Source organism: Streptacidiphilus sp. MAP5-3, assembly GCF_041262505.1.
Taxonomy (GTDB): Bacteria; Actinomycetota; Actinomycetes; order Streptomycetales; family Streptomycetaceae; genus Streptacidiphilus.
Genome location: NZ_JBGCCL010000009.1, coordinates 208,909 through 229,448, shown reverse-complemented (window position 1 = coordinate 229,448; position 20,540 = coordinate 208,909). Strand labels below are relative to the sequence as shown.

The 20,540-nt window shown below is 68.6% G+C and carries 19 protein-coding genes; 3 read left to right on the top strand and 16 right to left on the bottom strand.

Annotation, left to right across the window (positions count from 1 at the left end; translation table 11 throughout):
- Window positions 1-31: 31 nt before the first annotated feature.
- Window positions 32-187, top strand: coding sequence for a hypothetical protein (locus ABH928_RS16950; protein ID WP_370067067.1), 156 nt, complete (start codon window positions 32-34; stop codon window positions 185-187).
- Here the strand turns inward: ABH928_RS16950 and ABH928_RS16945 are convergent.
- From ABH928_RS16945 to ABH928_RS16890, 12 genes are all read right to left on the bottom strand, one after another.
- Window positions 158-1,204, bottom strand: a complete 1,047-nt coding sequence (locus ABH928_RS16945; RefSeq protein WP_370067065.1) for a sugar kinase — start codon at window positions 1,202-1,204, stop codon at window positions 158-160. The two genes, ABH928_RS16950 and ABH928_RS16945, sit on opposite strands and share 30 nt — an antisense overlap.
- Window positions 1,201-2,175, bottom strand: coding sequence for an SMP-30/gluconolactonase/LRE family protein (locus ABH928_RS16940; RefSeq protein WP_370067063.1), 975 nt, complete (start codon window positions 2,173-2,175; stop codon window positions 1,201-1,203). The genes ABH928_RS16945 and ABH928_RS16940 overlap by 4 nt, the downstream gene beginning before the upstream one ends.
- Window positions 2,172-2,804 carry a bifunctional 4-hydroxy-2-oxoglutarate aldolase/2-dehydro-3-deoxy-phosphogluconate aldolase gene (locus ABH928_RS16935; protein WP_370067129.1) on the bottom strand — a complete coding sequence of 211 codons (633 nt, stop codon included), beginning with the start codon at window positions 2,802-2,804 and terminating at the stop codon, window positions 2,172-2,174. The genes ABH928_RS16940 and ABH928_RS16935 overlap by 4 nt, the downstream gene beginning before the upstream one ends.
- Window positions 2,805-3,007: 203 nt before the next feature.
- Window positions 3,008-4,153 carry a galactonate dehydratase gene (gene dgoD / locus ABH928_RS16930; protein ID WP_370067061.1) on the bottom strand — a complete coding sequence of 382 codons (1,146 nt, stop codon included), beginning with the start codon at window positions 4,151-4,153 and terminating at the stop codon, window positions 3,008-3,010.
- Window positions 4,150-4,605 carry a FadR/GntR family transcriptional regulator gene (locus tag ABH928_RS16925; RefSeq protein ID WP_370067059.1) on the bottom strand — a complete coding sequence of 152 codons (456 nt, stop codon included), beginning with the start codon at window positions 4,603-4,605 and terminating at the stop codon, window positions 4,150-4,152. Before ABH928_RS16925 ends, dgoD begins: the two co-directional genes overlap by 4 nt.
- 35 nt (window positions 4,606-4,640) lie before the next feature.
- Window positions 4,641-5,411 (bottom strand): SDR family NAD(P)-dependent oxidoreductase, encoded by a 771-nt coding sequence (locus ABH928_RS16920; protein WP_370067057.1) that lies wholly within the window; start codon window positions 5,409-5,411, stop codon window positions 4,641-4,643.
- Between the two features lie 70 nt (window positions 5,412-5,481).
- Window positions 5,482-7,863: a hypothetical protein gene (locus ABH928_RS16915; RefSeq protein ID WP_370067055.1), complete on the bottom strand. Its 2,382-nt coding sequence runs from the start codon at window positions 7,861-7,863 to the stop codon at window positions 5,482-5,484.
- Between the two features lie 205 nt (window positions 7,864-8,068).
- Window positions 8,069-10,531 carry an RICIN domain-containing protein gene (locus ABH928_RS16910; RefSeq protein ID WP_370067053.1) on the bottom strand — a complete coding sequence of 821 codons (2,463 nt, stop codon included), beginning with the start codon at window positions 10,529-10,531 and terminating at the stop codon, window positions 8,069-8,071.
- Window positions 10,532-10,630: 99 nt separating this feature from the next.
- A complete protein-coding gene (locus ABH928_RS16905; RefSeq protein WP_370067051.1) occupies window positions 10,631-12,517 on the bottom strand; it encodes a DUF5107 domain-containing protein in 1,887 nt (628 codons plus the stop codon).
- A complete protein-coding gene (locus tag ABH928_RS16900; RefSeq protein WP_370067049.1) occupies window positions 12,514-13,386 on the bottom strand; it encodes a carbohydrate ABC transporter permease in 873 nt (290 codons plus the stop codon). Before ABH928_RS16900 ends, ABH928_RS16905 begins: the two co-directional genes overlap by 4 nt.
- A 10-nt stretch (window positions 13,387-13,396) precedes the next feature.
- Entirely contained in the window at window positions 13,397-14,365 is a 969-nt protein-coding gene (locus ABH928_RS16895; protein ID WP_370067047.1) for a carbohydrate ABC transporter permease, read from the bottom strand.
- A gap of 7 nt (window positions 14,366-14,372) precedes the next feature.
- Complete coding sequence (locus tag ABH928_RS16890; RefSeq protein ID WP_370067045.1) at window positions 14,373-15,686, bottom strand: ABC transporter substrate-binding protein; 1,314 nt, start codon at window positions 15,684-15,686, stop codon at window positions 14,373-14,375.
- Window positions 15,687-15,987: 301 nt separating this feature from the next.
- On the opposite strand from ABH928_RS16890, the gene ABH928_RS16885 reads away from it, so the two are divergent.
- On the top strand, window positions 15,988-17,001 hold the full coding sequence (locus tag ABH928_RS16885) for a LacI family DNA-binding transcriptional regulator (protein WP_370067127.1): 1,014 nt from the start codon (window positions 15,988-15,990) through the stop codon (window positions 16,999-17,001).
- A 279-nt stretch (window positions 17,002-17,280) separates the two neighbouring features.
- Window positions 17,281-17,727 carry a hypothetical protein gene (locus ABH928_RS16880; protein ID WP_370067043.1) on the top strand — a complete coding sequence of 149 codons (447 nt, stop codon included), beginning with the start codon at window positions 17,281-17,283 and terminating at the stop codon, window positions 17,725-17,727.
- Here the strand turns inward: ABH928_RS16880 and ABH928_RS16875 are convergent.
- The 4 genes from ABH928_RS16875 to ABH928_RS16860 form a co-directional block, all read right to left on the bottom strand.
- Entirely contained in the window at window positions 17,686-17,907 is a 222-nt protein-coding gene (locus ABH928_RS16875) for a recombinase family protein (RefSeq protein ID WP_370067041.1), read from the bottom strand. The two genes, ABH928_RS16880 and ABH928_RS16875, sit on opposite strands and share 42 nt — an antisense overlap.
- 182 nt (window positions 17,908-18,089) lie before the next feature.
- Window positions 18,090-18,521 (bottom strand): SRPBCC family protein, encoded by a 432-nt coding sequence (locus ABH928_RS16870; RefSeq protein ID WP_370067039.1) that lies wholly within the window; start codon window positions 18,519-18,521, stop codon window positions 18,090-18,092.
- 52 nt (window positions 18,522-18,573) lie between these two features.
- Window positions 18,574-19,032 carry a MarR family winged helix-turn-helix transcriptional regulator gene (locus ABH928_RS16865; RefSeq protein WP_370062241.1) on the bottom strand — a complete coding sequence of 153 codons (459 nt, stop codon included), beginning with the start codon at window positions 19,030-19,032 and terminating at the stop codon, window positions 18,574-18,576.
- Window positions 19,025-19,783: an alpha/beta fold hydrolase gene (locus tag ABH928_RS16860; RefSeq protein ID WP_370067037.1), complete on the bottom strand. Its 759-nt coding sequence runs from the start codon at window positions 19,781-19,783 to the stop codon at window positions 19,025-19,027. Before ABH928_RS16860 ends, ABH928_RS16865 begins: the two co-directional genes overlap by 8 nt.
- Between the last annotated feature and the right edge of the window lie 757 nt (window positions 19,784-20,540).

Below are 20,540 nucleotides of genomic sequence, written 5' to 3'. Positions count from 1 at the left end.
CTCGAAGTCCTGGCAGGTCAATCGCGGCTGGATGCTGAGCGTGAATCTCGCCGCCGATCTGAACGCCTGGCTGCGACTACTGGCCCTGCACGACCACGACGACCTGGCCGACGCCGAGCCCGACACCATGCGCTTCCGCCTCTATCACCAGCTCGCACTACTGACCAAGCGCGCCCGCCGCCACTGACTGCGGATCGCAGGTGACCTCGCCCTGGGCCAGCGCGTTCACCTGTGGTGCGGGGCTGCGCTCGAGCAGTCTCCTGTACTCGCCCGGATCCGGCAGCGGTCCGTGGTCCGATGTCACCCTCAGCGCCGCGGCCGCGGTGACGTGTCCGGTATGCAGGCAGCGCTCTGCAGACTGCCCCTTGAGCAGGCCGGCGAGGAAGCCGGCGGCGAACGCGTCACCGGCGCCGACTGGTTCGACGATATCGACCTTGAGCGAGGGCACAGTCACGCTCGTGTCTGCGCAGAAGGCGGTTGCCGCCGTCGCACCGTCCTTGACGATGAGAATCCGGGGATCGGGCAGGTACGCGCGCACGTCAGTCGCCTCGCGCAGCTCCTCTCCCCACAGCGACTGCGCCTCGTCCAGACCAACGAAGACGACGTCGGCTGCCTGTGCCAGTGTGCGCAGCAGCTCGCGCGGCGGCTCACGCCACAAGGACGGGCGATAGTTCACGTCGAAGCTCGTCGCGGGCCGGTCGGCCGGCTTGTCGCAAAACGCGGCCATCGCCAGTTCCCGGCAGCTGTCGGAGAGCGCCGGGGTGATTCCGGTGAGGTGCCAGAGGGTGGCCGCGCGCAGCGCGGGGCTGGCGAGCATGTCGGGCCCCATGGCCGAGGCTGCCGACCCTCGCCGGTAGTAGCTCACGCGTGTGCCTGCCGCGTCCGGGTCTTTGACCAGCAGGCCGGTCGGCCGATCCGGGTCGGTCTGCACCGCAGTGACGTCGACTCCGGCGGCGCGCACCCGGTGCAGCACCCGGCGGCCGAAGACGTCGTCACCGAGTCTCGACACCCACCGGGACCTCACCGCGTGATCGGCCAGGTACATCGCCACGTTGGACTCCGCTCCGGCCACGTCGAGGGCCAGGCAGGTGGTCTGTTCCAGGGCGATTCCGTCCGTCGGGGCCAGAGCGACCATGGTCTCGCCGATACAGGCCACCACGTGGCCTTCGGCCCGCGCTGCGGGCCGCCAGAGCAGATCGGTCATGTGCGTTCCCAATTGTTGTGACGTTCCTGTCCGTCCATGCTTCCCATGCGTGCGCCCGGCCCGGCGGGTGCGTCGAGTATCGCCGCCACGGGGGCCTCGGCACGGAACGATGCGGAGGCGGAACCGGGAATCTCGACGGTAACGGTGAGGACCGCGCCGTCGTGCGGTCCTGGTGCCCGCAGGCCGTAGCTGGCAGTCGTGATGTGGAGCAAGCGTCCGTCGGCACCACCAAGGCAGACGCTGGTGGGCTGTGTCGCGGGGAGCTCGACCACGCGGTCGAGCGTTCCGTCGGGCAGGTAGCGGTGGACGGCGCCCGCGCCCCACAGCGCTATCCACACGCCGCCTTCACGGTCCACCGTCATACCGTCGGGCTGCCCGCTGCTGCCGGTGAGGTCGACGAGGAGTTCGCGTTCGCTGAGCGCGCCGGTGGCGGGGTCCACCCGGAAGCGGTGGACCGAGCGGCGGGCGCTGTCGGCGAGGTACATGGTGGTTCCGTCGTCGGTGAAGGCGGGGCCGTTCGGGATCGTGACGCCGTTGAGCGCCTTGCTGACGGTCCCGTCGCGGTCGACCCGGTAGAGCGATCCGGCGCCATCGGTCGTGTCATAGGCCATGCTGCCGACCCACAGCCGACCGGACGGGTCCGCGATGGCGTCGTTCATGCGCATGCGCTGGTGAGCGTGCTCCTCCGGGCAGCTCAGCCAGGTGACCGCCCCGGTTCCGGGGATTATGCACACGCCTGTTCCGGCCGCCGCGATCCATGTGTCCCTGCTGCCGTGGATCGCGGCGACCGCCCCGAGCGGGACGTCGAGCGCAGCCAGGATGTTCAGCCGCTCTCCCCCGCTGTCGGCCAGCAGTCGCCCGGCGAGGATGTCCACCAGGACCAGGCGGCCGTCCACCCACCGTGCGCCTTCACCGAGTTCGAGTCGATCACGCCAGCGTGCCGTGGCGTTGCCCAGTTCTGTCCCGGTCACCGGCCGGGCTCCTCGGCCAGCCGAAGGTATGCCCGCGCGCGTTCACGGAGCAGTGACAGGTCGCCGCCGTCAGCGGCGTCGCCGATCAGTGGGCTGCCCACCCCGATGGCTGTTGCGCCGCCGTTCAGGTAGCTGCGGCCGGTCCGCGTGTCCACGCCGCCCACGGGGACGAACGGGACCTGCGGGAAGGGGGCTCGCAGCGTTCTCAGGTAGCCGGGCCCGCCCGTGGCTGAGGCGGGGAACAGCTTGACCGCGTCCGCTCCGGCCGCCTGTGCCGCGATCACCTCGGACGGCGTCAGGGCTCCGACCAGGGTCGACATCCCCAGACTGCGGGCCTGCTCGACGCCGTCGCCGAGGCCTGGTGTCACCGCGAACTGGGCCCCGGCGGCGTGTGCGTCGCGGGCGTCCTGCGCGGTCACCACCGTCCCCACGCCGAGCAGTACCTGCACTCCGAGTTCCTCGCGAGCCCGGGTTATGACGTCGAGCGCCCGGTGGCTGGTGAGGGAGACCTCGATCAGGGTGACGCCCTCGTCTGCGAGGGTGCACACGGTGTCGAGGGCCGCCTCGGCCCGCCGTCCGCGCACGATGGCCAGCAGCCGCCGTGCACGAAGCAATGAAACAAGATCCATTTCTTCAGTTCCTTCCGGTGCGGCGCGGGCATCCGCGAGGTTGAGTACTCTGCCGAGAATCGGTTCCGCGCCGATGCTGCGGTAGGGGTGGTGCTGGGGAAAGCCGCCCAGGCTGCGCCACCGCGCGACCGGGGCCAGCCGCTGCTCGGCTTTCACGGTCAGTGGTTCGCCGTGGATGGTGACGGACGCGTTGTGAGCGCGGCTCACCACTCAGCCAGGGTGCCGTCGGGCTGGCGCCAGACCGGATTGCGCCAGCGATGCCCGGCGCGGTCCGCGGCTCGCACGGCTGCCTCGTCGACGGTGACTCCGAGGCCGGGCAGCGACGTGCGCAGCGCGTGTCCGTCGACGAAGCGGAACGGCTCGGGGTCCAAGACGTAGGACAGCAGGTCCGCGTCGTTGTTGTAGTGGATGCCGAGGCTCTGCTCCTGGATCAGGAGATTCGGTGTGGCGAAGCCGAGTTGCAGGTTCGCGGCCAGCGCGATCGGGCCGAGCGGGCAGTGCGGGGCGAGCAGCGCGCCGTAGGTGTCGGCGAGCGACGCGATGCGTGACACCTCGCTGATCCCGCCCGCGTGGGACGGGTCCGGCTGCACGACCGCCACCCCGGCCTGCAGCACGGGCAGGAAGCCCACGCGGCTGTAGATGCGCTCTCCGGTCGCCAGTGGCACGGGGCTGGCCCGGACCAGTGAGGCCAGGGCGTGGTGGTGTTCGGGTAGCACCGGCTCCTCGACGAACAGGGGCCGGTGCTGCGCGAGTTCGGGCAGGATACGCCGGGCGGTGGCGGGGGTGAACCGTCCGTGGCAGTCGATGGCCATGTCCCGCTCGGGGCCCAGCGCTTCGCGCGCTGCCGCCGCGCGGGCCAGGACCCCGTCGACCTCGGCCGAGGTCGCGATCGGTGACATGCGTCCGCAGGCGTTCATTTTCACCGCCGTGAACCCGGCCTCGACCTGGGCTGCTATCCCGTCAGCGAGTTCCTCCGGCTCGTCGCCCCCGACCCAGGCGTAGACGCGGACCCGCTCGCGCACGGCGCCGCCGAGCAGCCCGTACACCGGCGCGTCGTACGTCTTGCCGGCGATGTCCCACAGGGCCTGGTCGATGCCGGCCACCGCGCTGGAGAGCACGGGGCCGTCCCGGTAGAAGCCGCCCTTGGTCAGGACCTGCCAGTGGTCCTGGATGCGCAGCGGATCCTGGCCGATCAGGTACTCGGCGAAGACCTCGACGGCCGCGCGCACCACTTCGGCGCGCCCTTCGACCACCGGCTCGCCCCAGCCGACGGCGCCTTCGTCGGTCTCGATCCGGCAGAACAGCCACCGCGGCGGCACCAGGAAGGTCTCAACCCGTGTGATCTTCACGTGAGGCCCGTCCCGGGCCGTACGCGTTCCTCGCCGCTGATCGCCTTGTCCAGCAGGGCGGACATGGCCGCCTCCGCCGCGTCCGGGTCCTGTTCCCGCGCGGCGTCGAGTACCGCCCGGCGGCTGGGCACAGTGGCATCGGGGTGGTCGTCGCTGCCGTGTACGACTTGGTCACGCGCCACGAGGGCGGATCCGAGCACCGCTTCCATGCGCTCCTGGAGTTCGTTCTGGGTCGCACCGAGCAGGCTGCGGTGGAAGGCCAGGTCCGCCTCGACGGCGCCGCGCGGGTCGCCGGCCGTGGACATCGAGGGCCGGGCGGTGTCCGCGCCGAGTTCCTGCTGTAGCGCCGTGAGGTCGAGTGTTCCGACTTCCGGCAGCTCTCCGCTCAGGACCCGCCGGGCGATGATCTCCACGGTCTGGCCCTGGACGCCGCGGCTCCCATAAATCGGCATGTGCTGTGTGCCCTTCTTGACCTCTAGTCGGAAGCTCAGGCCGATGCCTTGGCGACGCTCCAGCCGCCGTCCACGACAAGGCTCGCGCCGGTGATGAACGATGCCTCGCCGCTGGCGAGGAACGCGATGGCCGCCGCAACCTCCGATGGGGCGCCGAAGCGGCCCGCCGGGGTGGCCTGGACGCTCTGGTACCGGCCCTCGTCGCCGACCCGGTCCCAGGCCGCGGTCAGCACCGGTCCTGGCAGCACCGCGTTCACGCGTACCTGCGGTGCGTACTCGACCGCGAGCTGCCCGCACAGCGATACCAGTGCGCCCTTGGCGGCGGCGTAGGCGGGGTGGCCGGGTATCCCGATGCGAGCGTGGACCGAGGAGACCAGCACGACGCTGCCCTCGCGCTCGCGCAGGTCGGCCAGCAGCGCGCGGGTGCCCAGGAAGGATGCGGTGAGGTTGACCGCCAACTGGCGGTCCCAGGAGGCTCGGGAGGTCTCGTGCACGGCCGCGACGTCGACGTTGAACGCGTTGCTGACGAGCAGGTCCACCGGGCCGAAGGCGTAGGCGGCCTCGGCGATGCGGTACCAGTCCCCCTCGTCGGCGGCATCGGCGTGCACGAAGCTCGCGCGGCCGCCGCCGTCCGTGATCGACCTGCTCACTTCCGCGCCTCGGTCGGAGATGTCCGCGACGATCACCGCCGCGCCCTCCTGCGCGAGGCGTCTGGCCGTCGCCGCGCCGATACCCGACGCTGCACCGGTCACCACGGCCACCCTGCCTGTGAACCGCCCGATGATGGCATGCTCCGGTCCGCTCATCTGGTGACGACTCCTCAATTCCTTGACGGGTGATACACAGTCACAGCAATACGTGGATTGAGAACGTTGCTCATCGCAGTTCCCGGCCCTGGGCCTCGCGGCCACCGGCGTCGGACGGATCGTCGAGCAGAACACAGCCCTGGTCGGCCGTGCGTGGCAGCGTGGCCGGCGACTGTCCGACTCGCGCGGTCGCTCCGGCCGGGGCCTCAGGGCCGTGAGCCGACCTTGCCAACCGGCCTTCCAGAACCTCGCCCTTCCTCAGCCAGGCCACGAAGTCGGCACCGGCCCTTGTGACGCCCGGGCTCGCCCACTCGGGCTCGCGCCCGCCGAAGCCGTCTCGAACGCGGACGGGACCGTCCTTACCCGCCGTGATCCTGAACCACGTCGTGATGTTGTTCTCGCGCCTCGCGGAGACCCGGTGGCCGCCTTCGGCACGCAGGTCGGTAAAGGCCGCGTCGTGCCAGCTCCACGGGATGGCGGGGAACAGGCGGATCGTCTCGGTGTCGCGCTTTCCCGGGGTCGGACTCCAACTCTGCAGCAGCATCTCCTGGACGGCCTGCATGGCAGCGAAGTTGCCCTCCAGCGTGAAGGGCCGGTAGGTGAGGTTCGAGAAGCCCTCGCCCGACTGGTCGCCGTTGACGTGGAAGCCGTTGCGCGAGACGAACGCGCGCGTGAAGACGTCCAGGTGGCGGGCAGCCGCTTCCCCGTCGCCGACCCGCGCGCGCAGGCAGCTCATCCAGGCCCACGTATAGCCGCACCATTCGCCGGTGCCCAACTCGTCCCAGGCCGCGAGCGATGCTCGAATGCGCTCATTGTCCCGCGCACCGCCGTCCACGGAGATCAGGTTGAACGGGTGGATCGCGATCAGGTTGGACAGGTGACGGTGGCTCTCACGCAACGGCGTCTCGGCGTCCAACAACAACTCACCGTCGGCGGCGGCGTGGAAGTCGCCCAGTTCGTCGGCCAGTCGTGCCCACTTCCGCGCCGCCGTCGACTGGCCCTGTGCTTCGGCCATCTCCGTAAGCGAGAGGAACAGCATCTTCAGGCACATGAGGTCGTAGTTGCTGTTGGGCTTGAGCCAGGCACGCGGGCCGTTGTCGAAGATCTCCGGTGAGGAGGACCTGGGTAGCACCAGGATCCCGTTTGCGTCGCGCGAGAGCAGTTCCGCCAGGCATCGGCCCACCTCGGCGCACCACGGATAGGCACGATCCCGCAGGAAGTCGTCGTCTCCGGTGTAGCGCCAGTGCAGATAGAACAGGTGGGCGTTCCACGCACTCATCGTCGGGGACATCGAGTACTGGCCCCACCCGCCGAGGGGCTGGCCGGACAACGACATCACACCGGGCGACGCCAGGCCGCCGGTGCCGTAGAAGTCCATGGCGAACCTTCGGAAGGAAGGTGTCAACTTCACCAGGAAGTCCAGGTAGCTGTCGCCGGACTCGAAGTGACCGGCCCCCTGGTAAGCCATGTAGGTCAGCTGGGTGTTGAGATCGTTGTGGTAGTCGCCCTTCCACGGCGGCAGGCCCCCGTCATCAGCGGTCCAGACGCCTTGCAGCGGCATCGGCGGCGCGCCCTGGCGCGAACCTGCACCATAGAGGTAACGGGCGAACTGGTAAGAACGCCGGATGTGCGGTGACGGTATCTCAATGGACGACTGTGCCCAGAACTCGTGCCACCACGCAGCATGCGAGGACAGGACTTCCGCATAGCCCTTTGCCAGCGCTTCGTCGCACCGCTTCCGGGCCAGCATCAGGAGATCCTCACCTGGCGCGCAGTCATTGGTGGTGGTCACGGCCACAGCCAGCAGGGTCTCCGCACCGCGGTGTCGCGTGACGACACAGGCGCAGTACCTGAAACCGTCCGCCGCATCCTGCACGTACCAGTGCGCATCGTCCGTCTGCCCGCGTTTGGCCGGCGGGTAGCCGAGCCCGGCCACGGCACCACCGCTTCTAGGACCGGCATCTCCGGATTCCTCGACTGCACCGGCCGGCAACAACCTGGCTTCCAGCACGGACACGCCGACAACCCGAAGCAGCGCAACAGGTTCGGTCGCACTGACGAGTACCCGCGCCGCGGCTCCGTCATCGAACGCCACCACGCCCTCGGCGGTGGCGAAGTCCAATTCGAACGTCTCGATCGTCCGCGCGGGATCGACCTTCACTTCCAGGCGGCCGGCCGGCAGCTTGGTCGGGGTGACGCCTTCGTAGTACTGACTCCAGGGGTCTCCATCGTCTTCGAGACTGTTCCAGGGATGCTCCTTCCACCATTCCGCCTGGCCGGTAGTGCGCTCGTCCCAAAGATCCCCGCGGTCCAACGACAGACGCAGGGAGCTGCCTTCGCCCCACAGCAAGCCGCCGATCATCCCGCTGCCGAGCGGAACGGCGTCATCCCACCGGCCGACGGGAGCGGCGAGGCGGAGATTGTCGGCCGGATCGGCCGCGGGGACCTGCATGGTGGTGCTCGCTTTCGGCGCTGGTCGAGCGGCTCAGCGCACCACCAGGGCGGGACACACCTGGTTCCTGCATAAGCCGAACGAATTTTCTTGGGGGCGCAATGCCGTTAACCCTCGGGGGCACACGGTCGGACACGTCTCGGCCGGATCCTCGTAGCCGGTCGGGACGCGTCCCGATCAGACCCGCGCCCTCACGCGGATCAGCTCAGTTGATCGTCCACTGCTGAAGCGCGGAGCCGGTGTTCGCTTGCTGCGTCACCAGCGCTCCGGCGGACGTTGAGGCGGTCGTGAGAACCAGCCCGCTGCGCTCGTTCGTGATCGAGTACGCGCCGCCTGCCAGCTGCGTCACGTTCCACAGCTGGTTGGTGCTGCCGACGCAGGTCCACTGATCGATCACGGCGCCCGCGTTCGATCCGCCGCCGTTGACGTCGACACAGAGTCCGGACAGGACGTTGACGATCTCGTAGGAGCCGTCGGGCTGCTGCGCAAACGTCCACTTCTCGTTCGAGCTGCTCGCCGGCGTCCAGGTGTCGAGCTGGACTCCGGGCGACGTGCTGCTGCCCGGGTCGTCGAGCGCCATGCCACTCGCGGTCAGAGTGTGGGTGGTGCCGTTGAGGTTGGCGTTGACAGCCCAGCTGAAGGTGGTCGAGCCGCTCGCCGTGCCCGAGGTGGCGGTGACGGTGACGTTCGAGGATCCGGCGGTGGTCGGGGTCCCCGAGATCAGACCCGTGGAGCTGATGGACAGTCCGGCCGGCAGGCCGGTGGCCGCATACGTCAGGGCGTTGCCGAACGAGTCGGTGCCGGCGACTTGGAGCGACGCGGACCGGTTGGCCGTCGTGGACTGCGAGCCGGGACTGGCGACGATGACGGTCTCGGGAGCTGATCCGACCTGGGTGAGTGTCAGGGTCTGCTCGGCCGCGGTGCGCGTTCCACCGACGCGGTTGCCGGTGGTGTTGGTCCAGTTGCGAGGCGGCGTGGTCTCAGAGTGCCGGCCCGCCGTCGAGGACATGCCGATCACCAGGCCGCTGTAGCGGTTGACGAGGCGGTAGGTGCCGTTCGACGGCGTGGTCGGGAGGACGAACCACTGCTGGCCGACGGTCGGTCCACCGGACCCCTGCGGGGTGACAGTCGGTGCAGTCCCCCAGCGGCGGCTGGCGGTGGAGGTCGAGTCGACGCCGAGCAGCCGGCCGGTGGAGGCGTTGGCGACGTTGTACGAGCCGTCACCGTTGCTGGTGAACTGCCACTGCGCCAGGGGCGACCCACCGGCGGCGGTCAGCGAGGTGGTCGCGGAGCTTCTGGCGACCTGCGACAGGAAGCGGCCGCTCCCGCTGCCGATCGTGTACCTCTTGGTCGTGTCGATCGGTGCGGCCGGCGCGGACGTGGCGATGGTCGTGTTCTCATACAGTCCGCCGGAGCCGTTGTAGCAGGAGACCGAGCAATACGAGCGGAACGTCTTGCCGACGATGGTGGAGCTGGTCGCGTTGGCGCCGTCGACGAACCAGCGGTACCAGGACTGGTCCGTGTAGCTGCCGGAGTCGCCGATCAGCGTCCACTGCTGCGTCGAGAGGTCCCTGGTCGCGTAGTACTGCTGCGGACCGGTCGTGCTGACCTGTTCCGGCTCGCCGATGTACAGGCCGAGGTACGCGTCGTAGGTGATGTTCATGAGGAACAGCGGCGACTTGGACGGCAGGGCGCCTGCCGCGACCTGCTGGTCGACGTCGCCAGTGGTCGATGGGCTGTAGTCGTCGGCGACCGGCGTGTAGCCGGTGGCGTCGACCGAGGTCGGGACCATGTTGCTCTCCAGGCCGCCGACGCCCGGCTGCGTCCAGCTGCCGTCGTACCACTTCTGCCAGGTACCGGTCGCCATCTTGCCGGAGATCGGTGCGCGGGCGACGTGCGCCAGTCCGTCCATGCTCCCCGTGACGCCGCCTTTGGGGACGATGCGCGAGCCGTAGTAGAGGTAGAAGTACCCTGACGCGGTGTCGACGTACAGACGCGGGTCGCCGTCGCCGTAGTCGTACACGGAGTTGGGGAACGCCGTGGTGTCGCCACGGGTGGTGCTGTAGGGCGACGTGACGGCGTGGCCGAGGATGGTCCACACCTTGCCCTGGTCAGTCGACTCGGCGTAGTCGATGGCGTCGTAGTGCAGGCCGTCGCCGAAGGGCTGGCCGGTGAACTCGTTGTGGACCAGGCCGTACCAGTTCCCCGTGTCCGGGTCGACCCAGGTGCCGACGAGATCGCAGTAGTCGGTGAGCGGGTAGCCCGAGCTGGCGGTGGCGTTGACGCCGGTCGGGCCGTTCTCGCAGCGCCAGGTCGTGTTGGCGTTGCTGTCCGAGGAGTTGGCCGGATTCACCGCGTTGTCGAGGGTGTTGTCCGCGGTGGCGGTGTCGAAGTTCGTTCCGGTGTAGAAGGACCACTGGTGCGGGTCGGTGACGCCGTAGTTCGAGTAGGACTCCTGGTAGTAGAAGGTCCCGTCCTTGTCGATGAAGGGACTGGCCGGCGTGTCGTCGGGGTTGGCGAAGGAACCGGTGGAGCCGACGGTCACCGTGTAGGTGGCGCTCGCCGGAGTCGCCGAGGCAGGCGATGTCGCCAGGGCGCTGGTGACCGGCACCAGTGCGGCTGCGGCAGCGACCGCGACCGCGACCAGTGAGGTGAGTGGACGTGACACAGGTACTCCTTCGTGTCAGAACTGCGTTGATGAGCGGTTCAGGACTCCCCGTGGAAAGGTGCGCCACCCGTGCTCAGCGCGCGGGAGGCGGACCTCGTCTCAGCCTTCCGACATGCGGAAGTCGTATGCCGCCGGAACCGGTTGCCCGGGGTAGACCGCTGTCCAGAGCGCGTCGAGGGAGAGCTCGCCCTCGCGCATGTTGTCCACGCGGATCCCTTCGGCCAGGAGAACCCTGACTCGGTCGTCGTCGCCCGAGGCGTGCACGGCCCTCGCCTCGGCCAGACGGATCCGGCCGTGGTCTCGGTCGGCCTGCGGCAGCGCCTCGATCAGGGCCAACACCTCGCCGGAACGGCCGGCAAGGAGCAGAGCGTCGAGGACCTCGATCGTCAACTCTCTGAGATCCGGGAGCAGCCGGTGCGCCTCGGCCGCGAGGTCGGCTGCCTCCTCGGCCGAGCAGGCCAGGAAGGCCAGCGCACGCAGAGCCCACGCCGTGGGCCGCTCACCGACCGAGCGTTCGAAAGCATCGCGCGCGGCGTCGTCATCCCCATCGGCCAGACGCATCAGGCCGAGGTGGTAGAGCGCGTGCCAGTCGTCGGCGCGTTCCTCCAGGAGCTCCCGCCAACGCGGCCCGACGACGGGTGCGGCAGGCGGGTCGCAGACCGGGAGACAACCGGACACGAGCAGTTCCAGCCAGGGACGCTGGGCGGTGTCGCAGGACCCGAACGGCAACTCCGGCACCAGCGGCAGCGACCCGGCCTCGATCTCCAGGGCACCCCACCCCGAGCCGTGCGACAACATCTCGCCGGAGCCGACGAACTCCGAGGTCGACGCCAGCGCCGCGTCCAATACCGGCGGCGGGACCAGCTCATGCAAGGAGGCGGCGACGGCCGATCGCGCCTCATCCCAACTCCCGTGCACCGCCTCGGGATCGGCCTGTGCCATCCCGTACGCCTCGACCCACGACCACGTCACACCGCCGGGCATCGGCACGTGCTCCAACTGCGTGCGCGCCAGACCGGCCTGGATCTCCAGATAGGCCGAATCCGGGCCCGACAGCCATTCCTGCCAGTTTCGGCCGCCGGCCGCGGTCCCCCAGCAGAAGAGCTTGCGGCCGCGCAGCCGGTCGGTCGAGGTCTGGATGAGCCCTGATCCGGTCGCGTCCAGCGATGCGATCCAGCCGCGCTCTCCGTCCGGGACTTCCAGGAAGTAGTCCGCCGCGCGCGACATCCGGCCCGGATAGCTCCGGTCCATGCCGTCGAGGTTCGGGAACTCCACGTACTCCAAGTCGCTGATGTAGTCGAACCGGAAGGCATGGTCGGCCGGGCCGACGACGCGGACGTCCGGGGCCTCCGGCACGGCGATGTTCGTCCACCAGTAAACCGGCGTCTCGTCCGGCGACGGATTGCGGACGGAGACGTGGACGTACAGGACGTGCGAATCGGCAGGGAGCCACGCGTCGACCTGTACGATCACGCGCCGCAGGCGTTCGAACTCGTACATCCGAAGCACCGGCGTGCCGTCCGGTGCGGTCGCCCGGACAGCGTGCAACGGTTCGCAAGTCAGCGGCCAGTGGCCCGTCGTCCCGAAGTTCCATTCGACGCCTCCGGCCAGCCACGCGTCCCGCAGGGCCAGGTTCGCCGGCTGCAGGATCTCGTTGCGGTGCAACAGCTCCCGGCCGGTCGGCCGGTGGATCAGGGACCACAGACGTCCGCCGTGGCCGGGCAGGAACGTCGCTGTCAGGGTCTCGTTCTCCAGGACCACGGTCGGCAGTTCGCGCTCGCTGCGCAGGCGGTCGTAGCCGCCCTGCCGGGTATAGGGCACCAGCGAGTGTGGCCGGCCGTAGGCGAGGTTGCGTGACATCTCGGCGTCAATTCCGACGCCTTCAGCGGTTTCCAGGCGGATGCCCTGGAGGATCGGCAGCACGCCGCCCACTGGATCGGCCGCCCCTTCGATCCGAAGGACGCCGGTGCGTAGCGATGAGCTCATTTTCCTATTCCCACCGTCATGCCTTGGATGATGCGTGATCCGATCCAGCTGAACAGGGCGAGCATCGGGGCGAGGAGAATGCAGACGCCGGCGAACATGACGCCCCAGTCCTGGCCGCTGTACTGCTCGGTGGCCAGGAAGTTGACCATCGCGACCGGGAGCGTGATCTTGTCCTGGCTGTGCAGCAGGACGATCGCGAACAGCGTCTCGTTCCAGCCGTTGATGACCTGGAACACGAAGGCGGTGATCAAGCCGCCGCGGGCGACCGGGACGATCACCTTCACGAAGGTCTGGACGGGACCGGCCCCGTCGAGGACGGCGGCCTCCTCCAGCACGGCCGGGACGCCGGCGAAGAAGCCGGTCAGCAGGTAGACGGTGAACGGCAGGGCCAGACCGACGTACACCAGGATCAGGCCGTAGAGGCTGTCGGTGAGGTTGACCTTGGAGAGACCGACGAACAGCGGGATCACCAACACCTGGCCGGGGACGCCCAGACCGAGGACGAACATCATCGTCAGGGCGCTGGTGGTGCGAGTGCGTCTGCGGGCCAGGACGTATGCGCAGGGCGCAGCGACGACGACGACCAGGGCCGCGGAGGCGAGGGCGACGAAGATGCTGTTCAGCGCGGCCCGGCCGAAGCCGCCGTCACTCAGGGCCTTGGCGTAGTTGCCGATCTTCGGGCTGGTGGGGAGCCCGAAGGGGTGATTCAGGACGGCGTTGCTGCCGCGCAGCGAGGAGGCGAAGGTCCACAGGAGCAGGCCGATGTCGGCGGCGACGACCAGCCAGACCAGCCAGGTGCCGATCCGGACCGCCGGTCCGGTTTTCTTGCGCCGGCTGCTCCTGCCGCGCGTGGGCAGTGCGATGGTCACGACGTGCTCCTCAGTACTCGATGCGTTCGCGGCGCAGCACGCGGCGCAGCAGGACCGTGACGATGGCGACCAACAGGAGGGTCACCAAGGCGGCCGCCGTGGCCAGTCCCAGCTCTGGGGCGCCCTGCTGCGGGAACGCTTCGCCGTAGACGTACACCGCGGTGTTCCAGGAGTTGCTCGGCGGGAGGCCTCCGGCACTGGTGCCGCCGAAGACCAGGATCAGCTGGAAGATGTTGACCGTGCTGACGGTCCACAGCACCGCGCAGACCGAGATGACATCCCACGCCATCGGCAGCGTCACGTTCCGGAATCGCTGCCAGGCGTTGCAGCCGTCCAACTCGGCGGCCTCGTACAGGTACTGCGGGATCTGGTCGACGCCGGCCATGATGATGGCCGTGTAGAAGCCGGTCGCCGTCCAGATCAGCGTCCCCATGACCATCGGCAGGAGGTTGTCGGTCGACAGCCACTGCGGCGGGGTCCTCACGCCCAGCCAGTGCAGCACCTCGTTGACCGGGCCGGAGGGGGAGAACAGGAACCCCGCCAGGATGCCGAAAACCATCGCGTTGACCAGCGTGGGGAAGAACAGCACGGACCGGGCGAACAGCCGGTGGCGCATCTCCCTGAGAACCATGGTCAGCGCGAGGGCGAGCGCGAACGTGACCACGCCGCCGACGATCAGGATCTCCAAGGTGTTGGTCAGCGCGGTGTGGAACACGGGATCCCGCCACAGGATCCGGTAGTTGTTCAGGCCCCTGTCCTTCATCGGACTCAACCCGTCCCACTTGTAGAAGCTGGTGTAGGCGGCGAAACCGATCGGCACGAGGAACAGGACGGTGTAGAGGATCAGGGCCGGGGCGGCGAACGGCCAGAACGTCCGGCGGTGCTGCCGCTCCAGCGGCGACTGGCTCCGCTTGCCGCGGCGGGGGGAATCCCCCACGACTTTGCGGAGGCGGGTGGATTCGGTGATGAGCGCGTTCATGGACCGGTCAGCCCTGGGTCTGCCAGTAGGCGATCTGGTCGGACTTCATCTTCGCGATGAACTGAGCGGCGGTCAGCTTGCCGTGCCAGAAGTCCAGGAAGTTCTGGTTGTAGACCTTGTTGTAGTAGTCGGACGGGATGGTGTTGCTGAAGTCCACGCGCAGTGTCGGGGCGCTCAGCGCCTGCTGGACGGCGGCCAGCTCCGGCGGGGCCGCGATGTCCGGTCGCGAGGTGATGTTGTCGGCGACAGTGGAGATCCCGGCCAACTGGCTCTTCTGCATGAAGAAGGCGATGAACTGCTCGGCCGCCGAGATGTTCTTGGCCTTCTTCGGGATCGAGAACCCGAACGTGCCGGCGTCCGCCTGGGTGACGCCCGGCGGCAGGATCATCCCCGTCCTCCAGGTGGCCGGGATCTCCTTCGAGACCTCGGCGGTGACGTAGCTGCCGTCCATGTAGAACCCGGCCCTGCCGTTGGCCCAGTTGGTCTCCTGCGCCGGGTACTTGGTGGCGGTGTAGGTCGGGACGATGTAGCCGCCGGAAACCAGTTGGTCCATATCGTTCACCGCAGTGGCGACACCGGGCGCATCCCAGGCGGCGCCGGTCCTGTCAGCGGCCAGGGCCGACCAGTTGACGCCGTTGGCCAGCAGTTCGTAGTCGAGGTAGAGGCCGTTGGTCCAGGAGTCCTCGCCCTCGGAGGCGATGCAGGGCTCGCTCTTGGACTTCAGCGCCGCGCAGACGCTGATGAACTGGGCCCACGAGGTCGGCGGCGTCGGCATCGCGGCCTTGATGTTCGGATCGGCGGCGTTGTAGAAGATCCCTTCCGCGGTGACCTCGTAGGGGATGACGTAGTTGCTGGTGCCGTCGGAGTCCTTGGGCTGCGAGGTCAGGTACTTGGCAGGGATGACGCTGCCGACCTTCACGTTCTCGCCGGGGACCGTCATGCCGAGCACCGGGGTGAGGTCCAGGGCCTGGCCCTCTGACCCGAGTGTGCTGAGGACGGTGCCGGCGTTCTGGTCCCACAGGTCCGGTGGGTCGCCGGCGGCGACCGCCGGACCGATCTGCTTGGTCACGGTGCGGCCGGCCCACGTGACGTCCACCTTGATGCCGGTCTGCGCGGTGAAGGCGGTGATCGCGGATTGCAGAACCTTTGCCTGCGGCTCGGTCTTGTTCCACATCGACCAGTAGGTGAAGCTGTCGCCGGACTTGGCGCCGCCCGAGCCCGCTGTGGTGCTCGTGCTGCTGCAGGCGGCCATGCCGAGCGCGAGCGCCGCCGCGGTGGCTATGCCCAGGACGCGCCTGCTCGTCTTCGAAGTGCTGACCATCGTGAGGATCCTTCTTGGCCGTGGTGTACGGGGTGGTCGACGAGTTCCGCACCGTGGGGGTGGGCGCGGAGATCGGGCGGAGCGGTGTGGTGCTGGGTCGGAACAGTAGGTCCTTGTGTAGCGGTAAAACAAGAGTCTCCGCCTGGATCCTTTTCACCGGGCGGACAGGGTGGGGTCGATCGACCAAGTAGACCCAGCGAGAACACGACTTCCCTGCTTGACGGGCCGGAGGTCGGGGGCTATGTTTTGGACAACGTATTTTACCGATACAATTCCGCTAAGGAACACGCCCGTGGTGACGATGCAGGACGTGGCCGAACGTGCCGGGGTCACGAAGATGACCGTCTCCAACGTCGTGTCCGGCCGGGTCCGCGTCCGCCCGGAGACCGAGGCCCGCGTCCGCGCGGCGATAGCCGAACTCGGCTACATGCCGAACCTGGTGGCCCGCTCCCTGGCGACCGGCAGCACGATGACGGTCGGCCTGTTCGTCCCGACCACCTCCAACTGGTTCTACTCCGACATCATCGAAGAGGTGGAAGACGTCCTCGAAGAAGCCGGCTACCACCTCCTTCTGTGCACTACCCGCCTCGACGGCGAGCGCGCCCGCCGCCACCTGGCCGGCCTCACCAGCCGCTCCGTCGACGGACTCCTCATCGCCGGCGACCGAGACCTGATCGACCATCTGCCCCTCCTGGCCGACGCCCGCTTCCCGGTGGCCTTGTGCGCCTGGGAAACCGACGCGCCGGACACCCTCCCGGTCATCACGATCGACTACGAACACGCGGGCTTCCTCGCCGGCCGCCACCTGCGCGAACTGGGCCACGAGCATGTCGCCGTACTGACGAGCCCCACCCATTTCCGTCGGCTGGAAGGCTTTCGGCGCGCCTTCGCGAGGGACGGGATGACGGTGCCGGACACCGCGGTCCACTCCATCTCGGAGCCGACGCTCGACGCGGCCTTCGCGGCGGCGAGCGCGGCACTCGCCGCCGACCCTGACCTTACGGCGATCTTCGCCACCCACGATGTCCTCGTCCACGGGGCGATGGACGCACTACAGGCGCAGGACCGCTCGATCCCGCAGGACGTGTCGGTGGTCGGGCACGGCGACGTCGCGGTGGTCTCGCGAGCGCACCCGTCATTCACGACGGTGTCGTTCCCGAGGCGCGCGATGGCGCGCCAGGCGGTCGAACTGCTGCTGCGGACCATCGCCAACGGCAAGACCCCGACCAATTTCATCCAGCTGCTACGTCCGACGCTGACCGTCAGGGAAAGCACTGGGCCGGCCCGAGTAGTCGCACCCGACGGTTCCCGGTAGGCCAAGCCAAGCAACACCCCGCCGACCGGGCCGCAGGACGGCGCGGACAGCGTCATCACCCGGCTGGCACCGGCGCGCAGCACGAGGACGCGATCCGGCCTACGTACTGGTGGGCCCGCGTATTCAACTGTCACCAGGTGGCTCGACCGGCCCCGGAATCGCTACCGAGCGTGTCGGCCATCGGGAGATTCTGGTTGCCAGGGGCATCCGCTTGGATGAACACGTGACTGTCTATGACAGAGCTCGTCAGCTCCCCTCCATCGCCGACCTGGAGAACACGTGCCGCTCACTGGCGATGCTCAATGCGATCCTGAGCCGGTCGAGGAGCCGGCGTTCACCGACGAGGACAACGTGCCTGCCGTGACGGCCTGCCTGTGGCGAGGGGCGACGGACGGACGGTGGCAGCACGGCGTGATCGACTTTCCCGCCGGTTGTTCCAACCCCGATGGGGCAACGGGCCTGTTCGAGCTCCTGGTCGACCAGTCGCCGGAAACGTTCCAGCGCTTCGCCGAGGACTACTACGAGGTTCCCGTTGACCTGGAAGCGGTGCGTGAGGTCTATGCCCTGCGACCGCTGAGCCAGAAACTCGTGTCGTCGCTCAACTCGGAGGTCACCTTCGCCGACCTGGCCGAGGACATCGCCGAGATCGGCTACCCGCAGCCGGGTCGGGACGCGATCAGAGCTTCAACTGTCAGTGACTCGTTGGGGAGTCCAGCTTCCTGGTGACCGTGTGGGCGGCGGGGGCGTATCGGCTCCAGGTGCCTCCAGCTTCGGACGGGACGCCTTCGCGCCGCTCGCGGTGCCAACGTGGATGTCGCTACAGTCCACTCCGTGCTGCAGCAATGCGTCGATCTGATGATCGGGGTTCTGGTCTGCGGTGGACACTCGCGCGTAGCCGATGAGCATGTGCCGGAATCTATCTGACGGACCGTTCTCCGAACATTGACACTCGACACGAGTTGCCGACACCGCCCACCCGCCGGTTCGTGATCGCAGTGCCGAGTGTCGACAGACGGTCGTCTGTCGACACCAATCCCCCTCTTCGCCGGTTGGCCGTGAGCGCGGGTCGTCGGGGAGAGGGAGGGCGTTCACCGGATTTCGAGGATGTCCTTCAGAACGTTGAGGTTCTTGGCGACCGCGTGTTTGACCCGGGGGCCGGCGATCGCGGCGATGGCCTTGAGAGCTCCGGGTGCGGTGACGTGGAAGGTGTTGACCAGTCGGGTGGTGTGCTGGTCGAGCCGGGTCAGCTGGTAGGAGGCGGTTCCGGTGAACGGGCCGAAGTTGCCGTCCATTGCCAGCAGGTTCGGGGGGTCGTACTCGCTGACGCGGAAGTGCTCCTCGGCCGGGCGCGGAATCGTGCGGGTCTGGCGGTAGGTCGAGCCGACCCCGATCGGTCCTGGGGAGGTCTGCTCGGTGTGGCCGAGCGCATAGTTCCAGCGTGGGAGGTTCTCGGGCCGCGCAAGGTAGGCGAAGACCTCGCCGACGGGCGCGTCGATGGTCACGGTGTTGTCGAATCGCATGATCGTTCCTTGCCTGGGCGCGCGGTCGGCACGTCCCGTGCGGGTGGTGGAGTCAGTCGAGGTTGAGGCGTTTGTTGAGGGCCTCGCCTGCGGGCAGGGTGTCGATGAGCTTGTGCAGGAATTCGAGGACCGCGTCGGTCTCCAGGCCCTCGGAGACGGCGTCGAGCAGGGTGTACATGTCCTGCTCGATCCCGGCGACGGTGGTGGCCAGGCGTTCTCCCTGGGGGGTGAGGCTGAGTTGGAGGTAGCGGCGGTCTTCGGCGTCGGTGCGGCGCTCGACCAGCCCTGCCGCGACGGTGCGTTCGACCAGTCGGCTGGGGTTGGTGCCGCTCTCGCAGACCAGGAGCTGTCCGAGGCCGTTGAGGCTCAGGGTGCCGTGCTGCTGGAGCAGGCGCAGCACCTCGGCCTGTGACGGGGTGATGCCGTGGGGTTTGAGGGCCTGGGTCAGCAGCCGGTTGCCTTCGCGTTGGGCTGCCAGGATCGCGAACCGCAGGTGTTCGGCCTTACGCATCGGCGTCCTGTCGGGTGGTCGGCAGGGCGGCGGCGAGGAAGTCCTTGACCGCGGTGGCGTAGGTGACCGGGTGGGAGAAGCGGAACATGTGGCCGGTGCGCGGCAGGACGACCTCCCGGGCGTCGGGGATGCCCGCGAGCATGGTCTTGGAGGCGTTCTCTCCGATCAGCACGTCGTGCGAGGGGGTCAGGATCAGGGTCGGGACCTGGATCTTGCCGAGCGCGTCGACGTAGTCGGCCGTGAAGGCCGCTGACACGCGGGCCCCGTAGGAGGCGGCCGGGGTGTTGGTGACGAACAGTTCGCGGCTGCGTGCCTCGGTCCAGGGCACCTGGCCCTCGCCGTCGAACGGGGAGGCGAGGCGGTTGGCGTGGGCGCGCAGTGTCAGCTGCCGGTAGAACGGGCCGCGGGTCTTGCCCATCACCTGCGCCAGTGCCTTCAGCGGCTTCGAGTCGACCGGGTTGGCCGCGAATCCGCCGGACAGGACCAGGGCGCGCAGGCCCTGCGGGCGGCGGACGGCGAGGGCGAGCGCGATGTTCGCGCCGAACGAGTCGCCGACCAGCACGTAGTCGTCCAGGTCCGCGATCGCGTTCTCGACGTAGTCGGCGTAGCGCTCCATGTCGTCGACGCCCTCGGGCAGGCGCAGCGTGCGCTTGGGCGCCTCGCCGTAGGGGTCGAGCTGTTCGGCGCTCCACGGGGCGCCGGAGAAGCAGGGGATGAAGACGAGGGTCGGGTTCTTCTCTGCAGTGTTCATATCGAATACATTACACGACATATATGCCGTGACATAAGTTATCTGGGTCACACTTGAATCCGGTCCGTGCGCTCGTCCGCCTCTCAGCGCCGCGTCGCCGGGCAGCAGCCACACCCGCGGTGCCGTAGGCGGTCGCGAGGGCGTCCCACCCGACGACGGCGAGCTCAGGGTCTACCGCTGGGGCGGTAACAGCCTCCGGGACGCTGTTACCGATCCCCCTCAGCGCCTGGGCCGTGAGCGACCACCCAGAGCCGAACCGCTGGACCAGGCGGTGGGAATCCAGGCGCGACAGCGTGCGGTAGAGACCAGGGGTGGTCCACTCCCCAAACTCCCCGTCGGGGGGCACTGACTGGGCTGATCACGAGACACACCATCCCGCCGCAGGTCTGCAGGGCCGTCCGCGAGGTACCAGGTCGAACCCTCGGTGCCGTAGCCGACCCGCAGCCGACGCAGCCAACCGCCTGGCTTCAGCACGAGCTCATGGGCCTGGCGCAGGGTCTGCCGGGAGATCCCGGCCTCCTCCGCCGCCTGCCGCTCGCTCGCGGGTCAGGAGCAGCCGTCCGACGCGCGGTGAGCCGAAGGATGCCGGGTCCGCGCCGGCCAGGGCCGGGATGGATGTGGCGACCTTCCCCCGTGCCGCAGTCGCCCGTACTGCCTGCTGCAGTCCGTCCAACACGGTCTGATACCGCACGACTTCCCCCGAACGACGCAATTGTCGCCGCCACGACAAGCTCCGCGACCTCACCGACCCCACCCT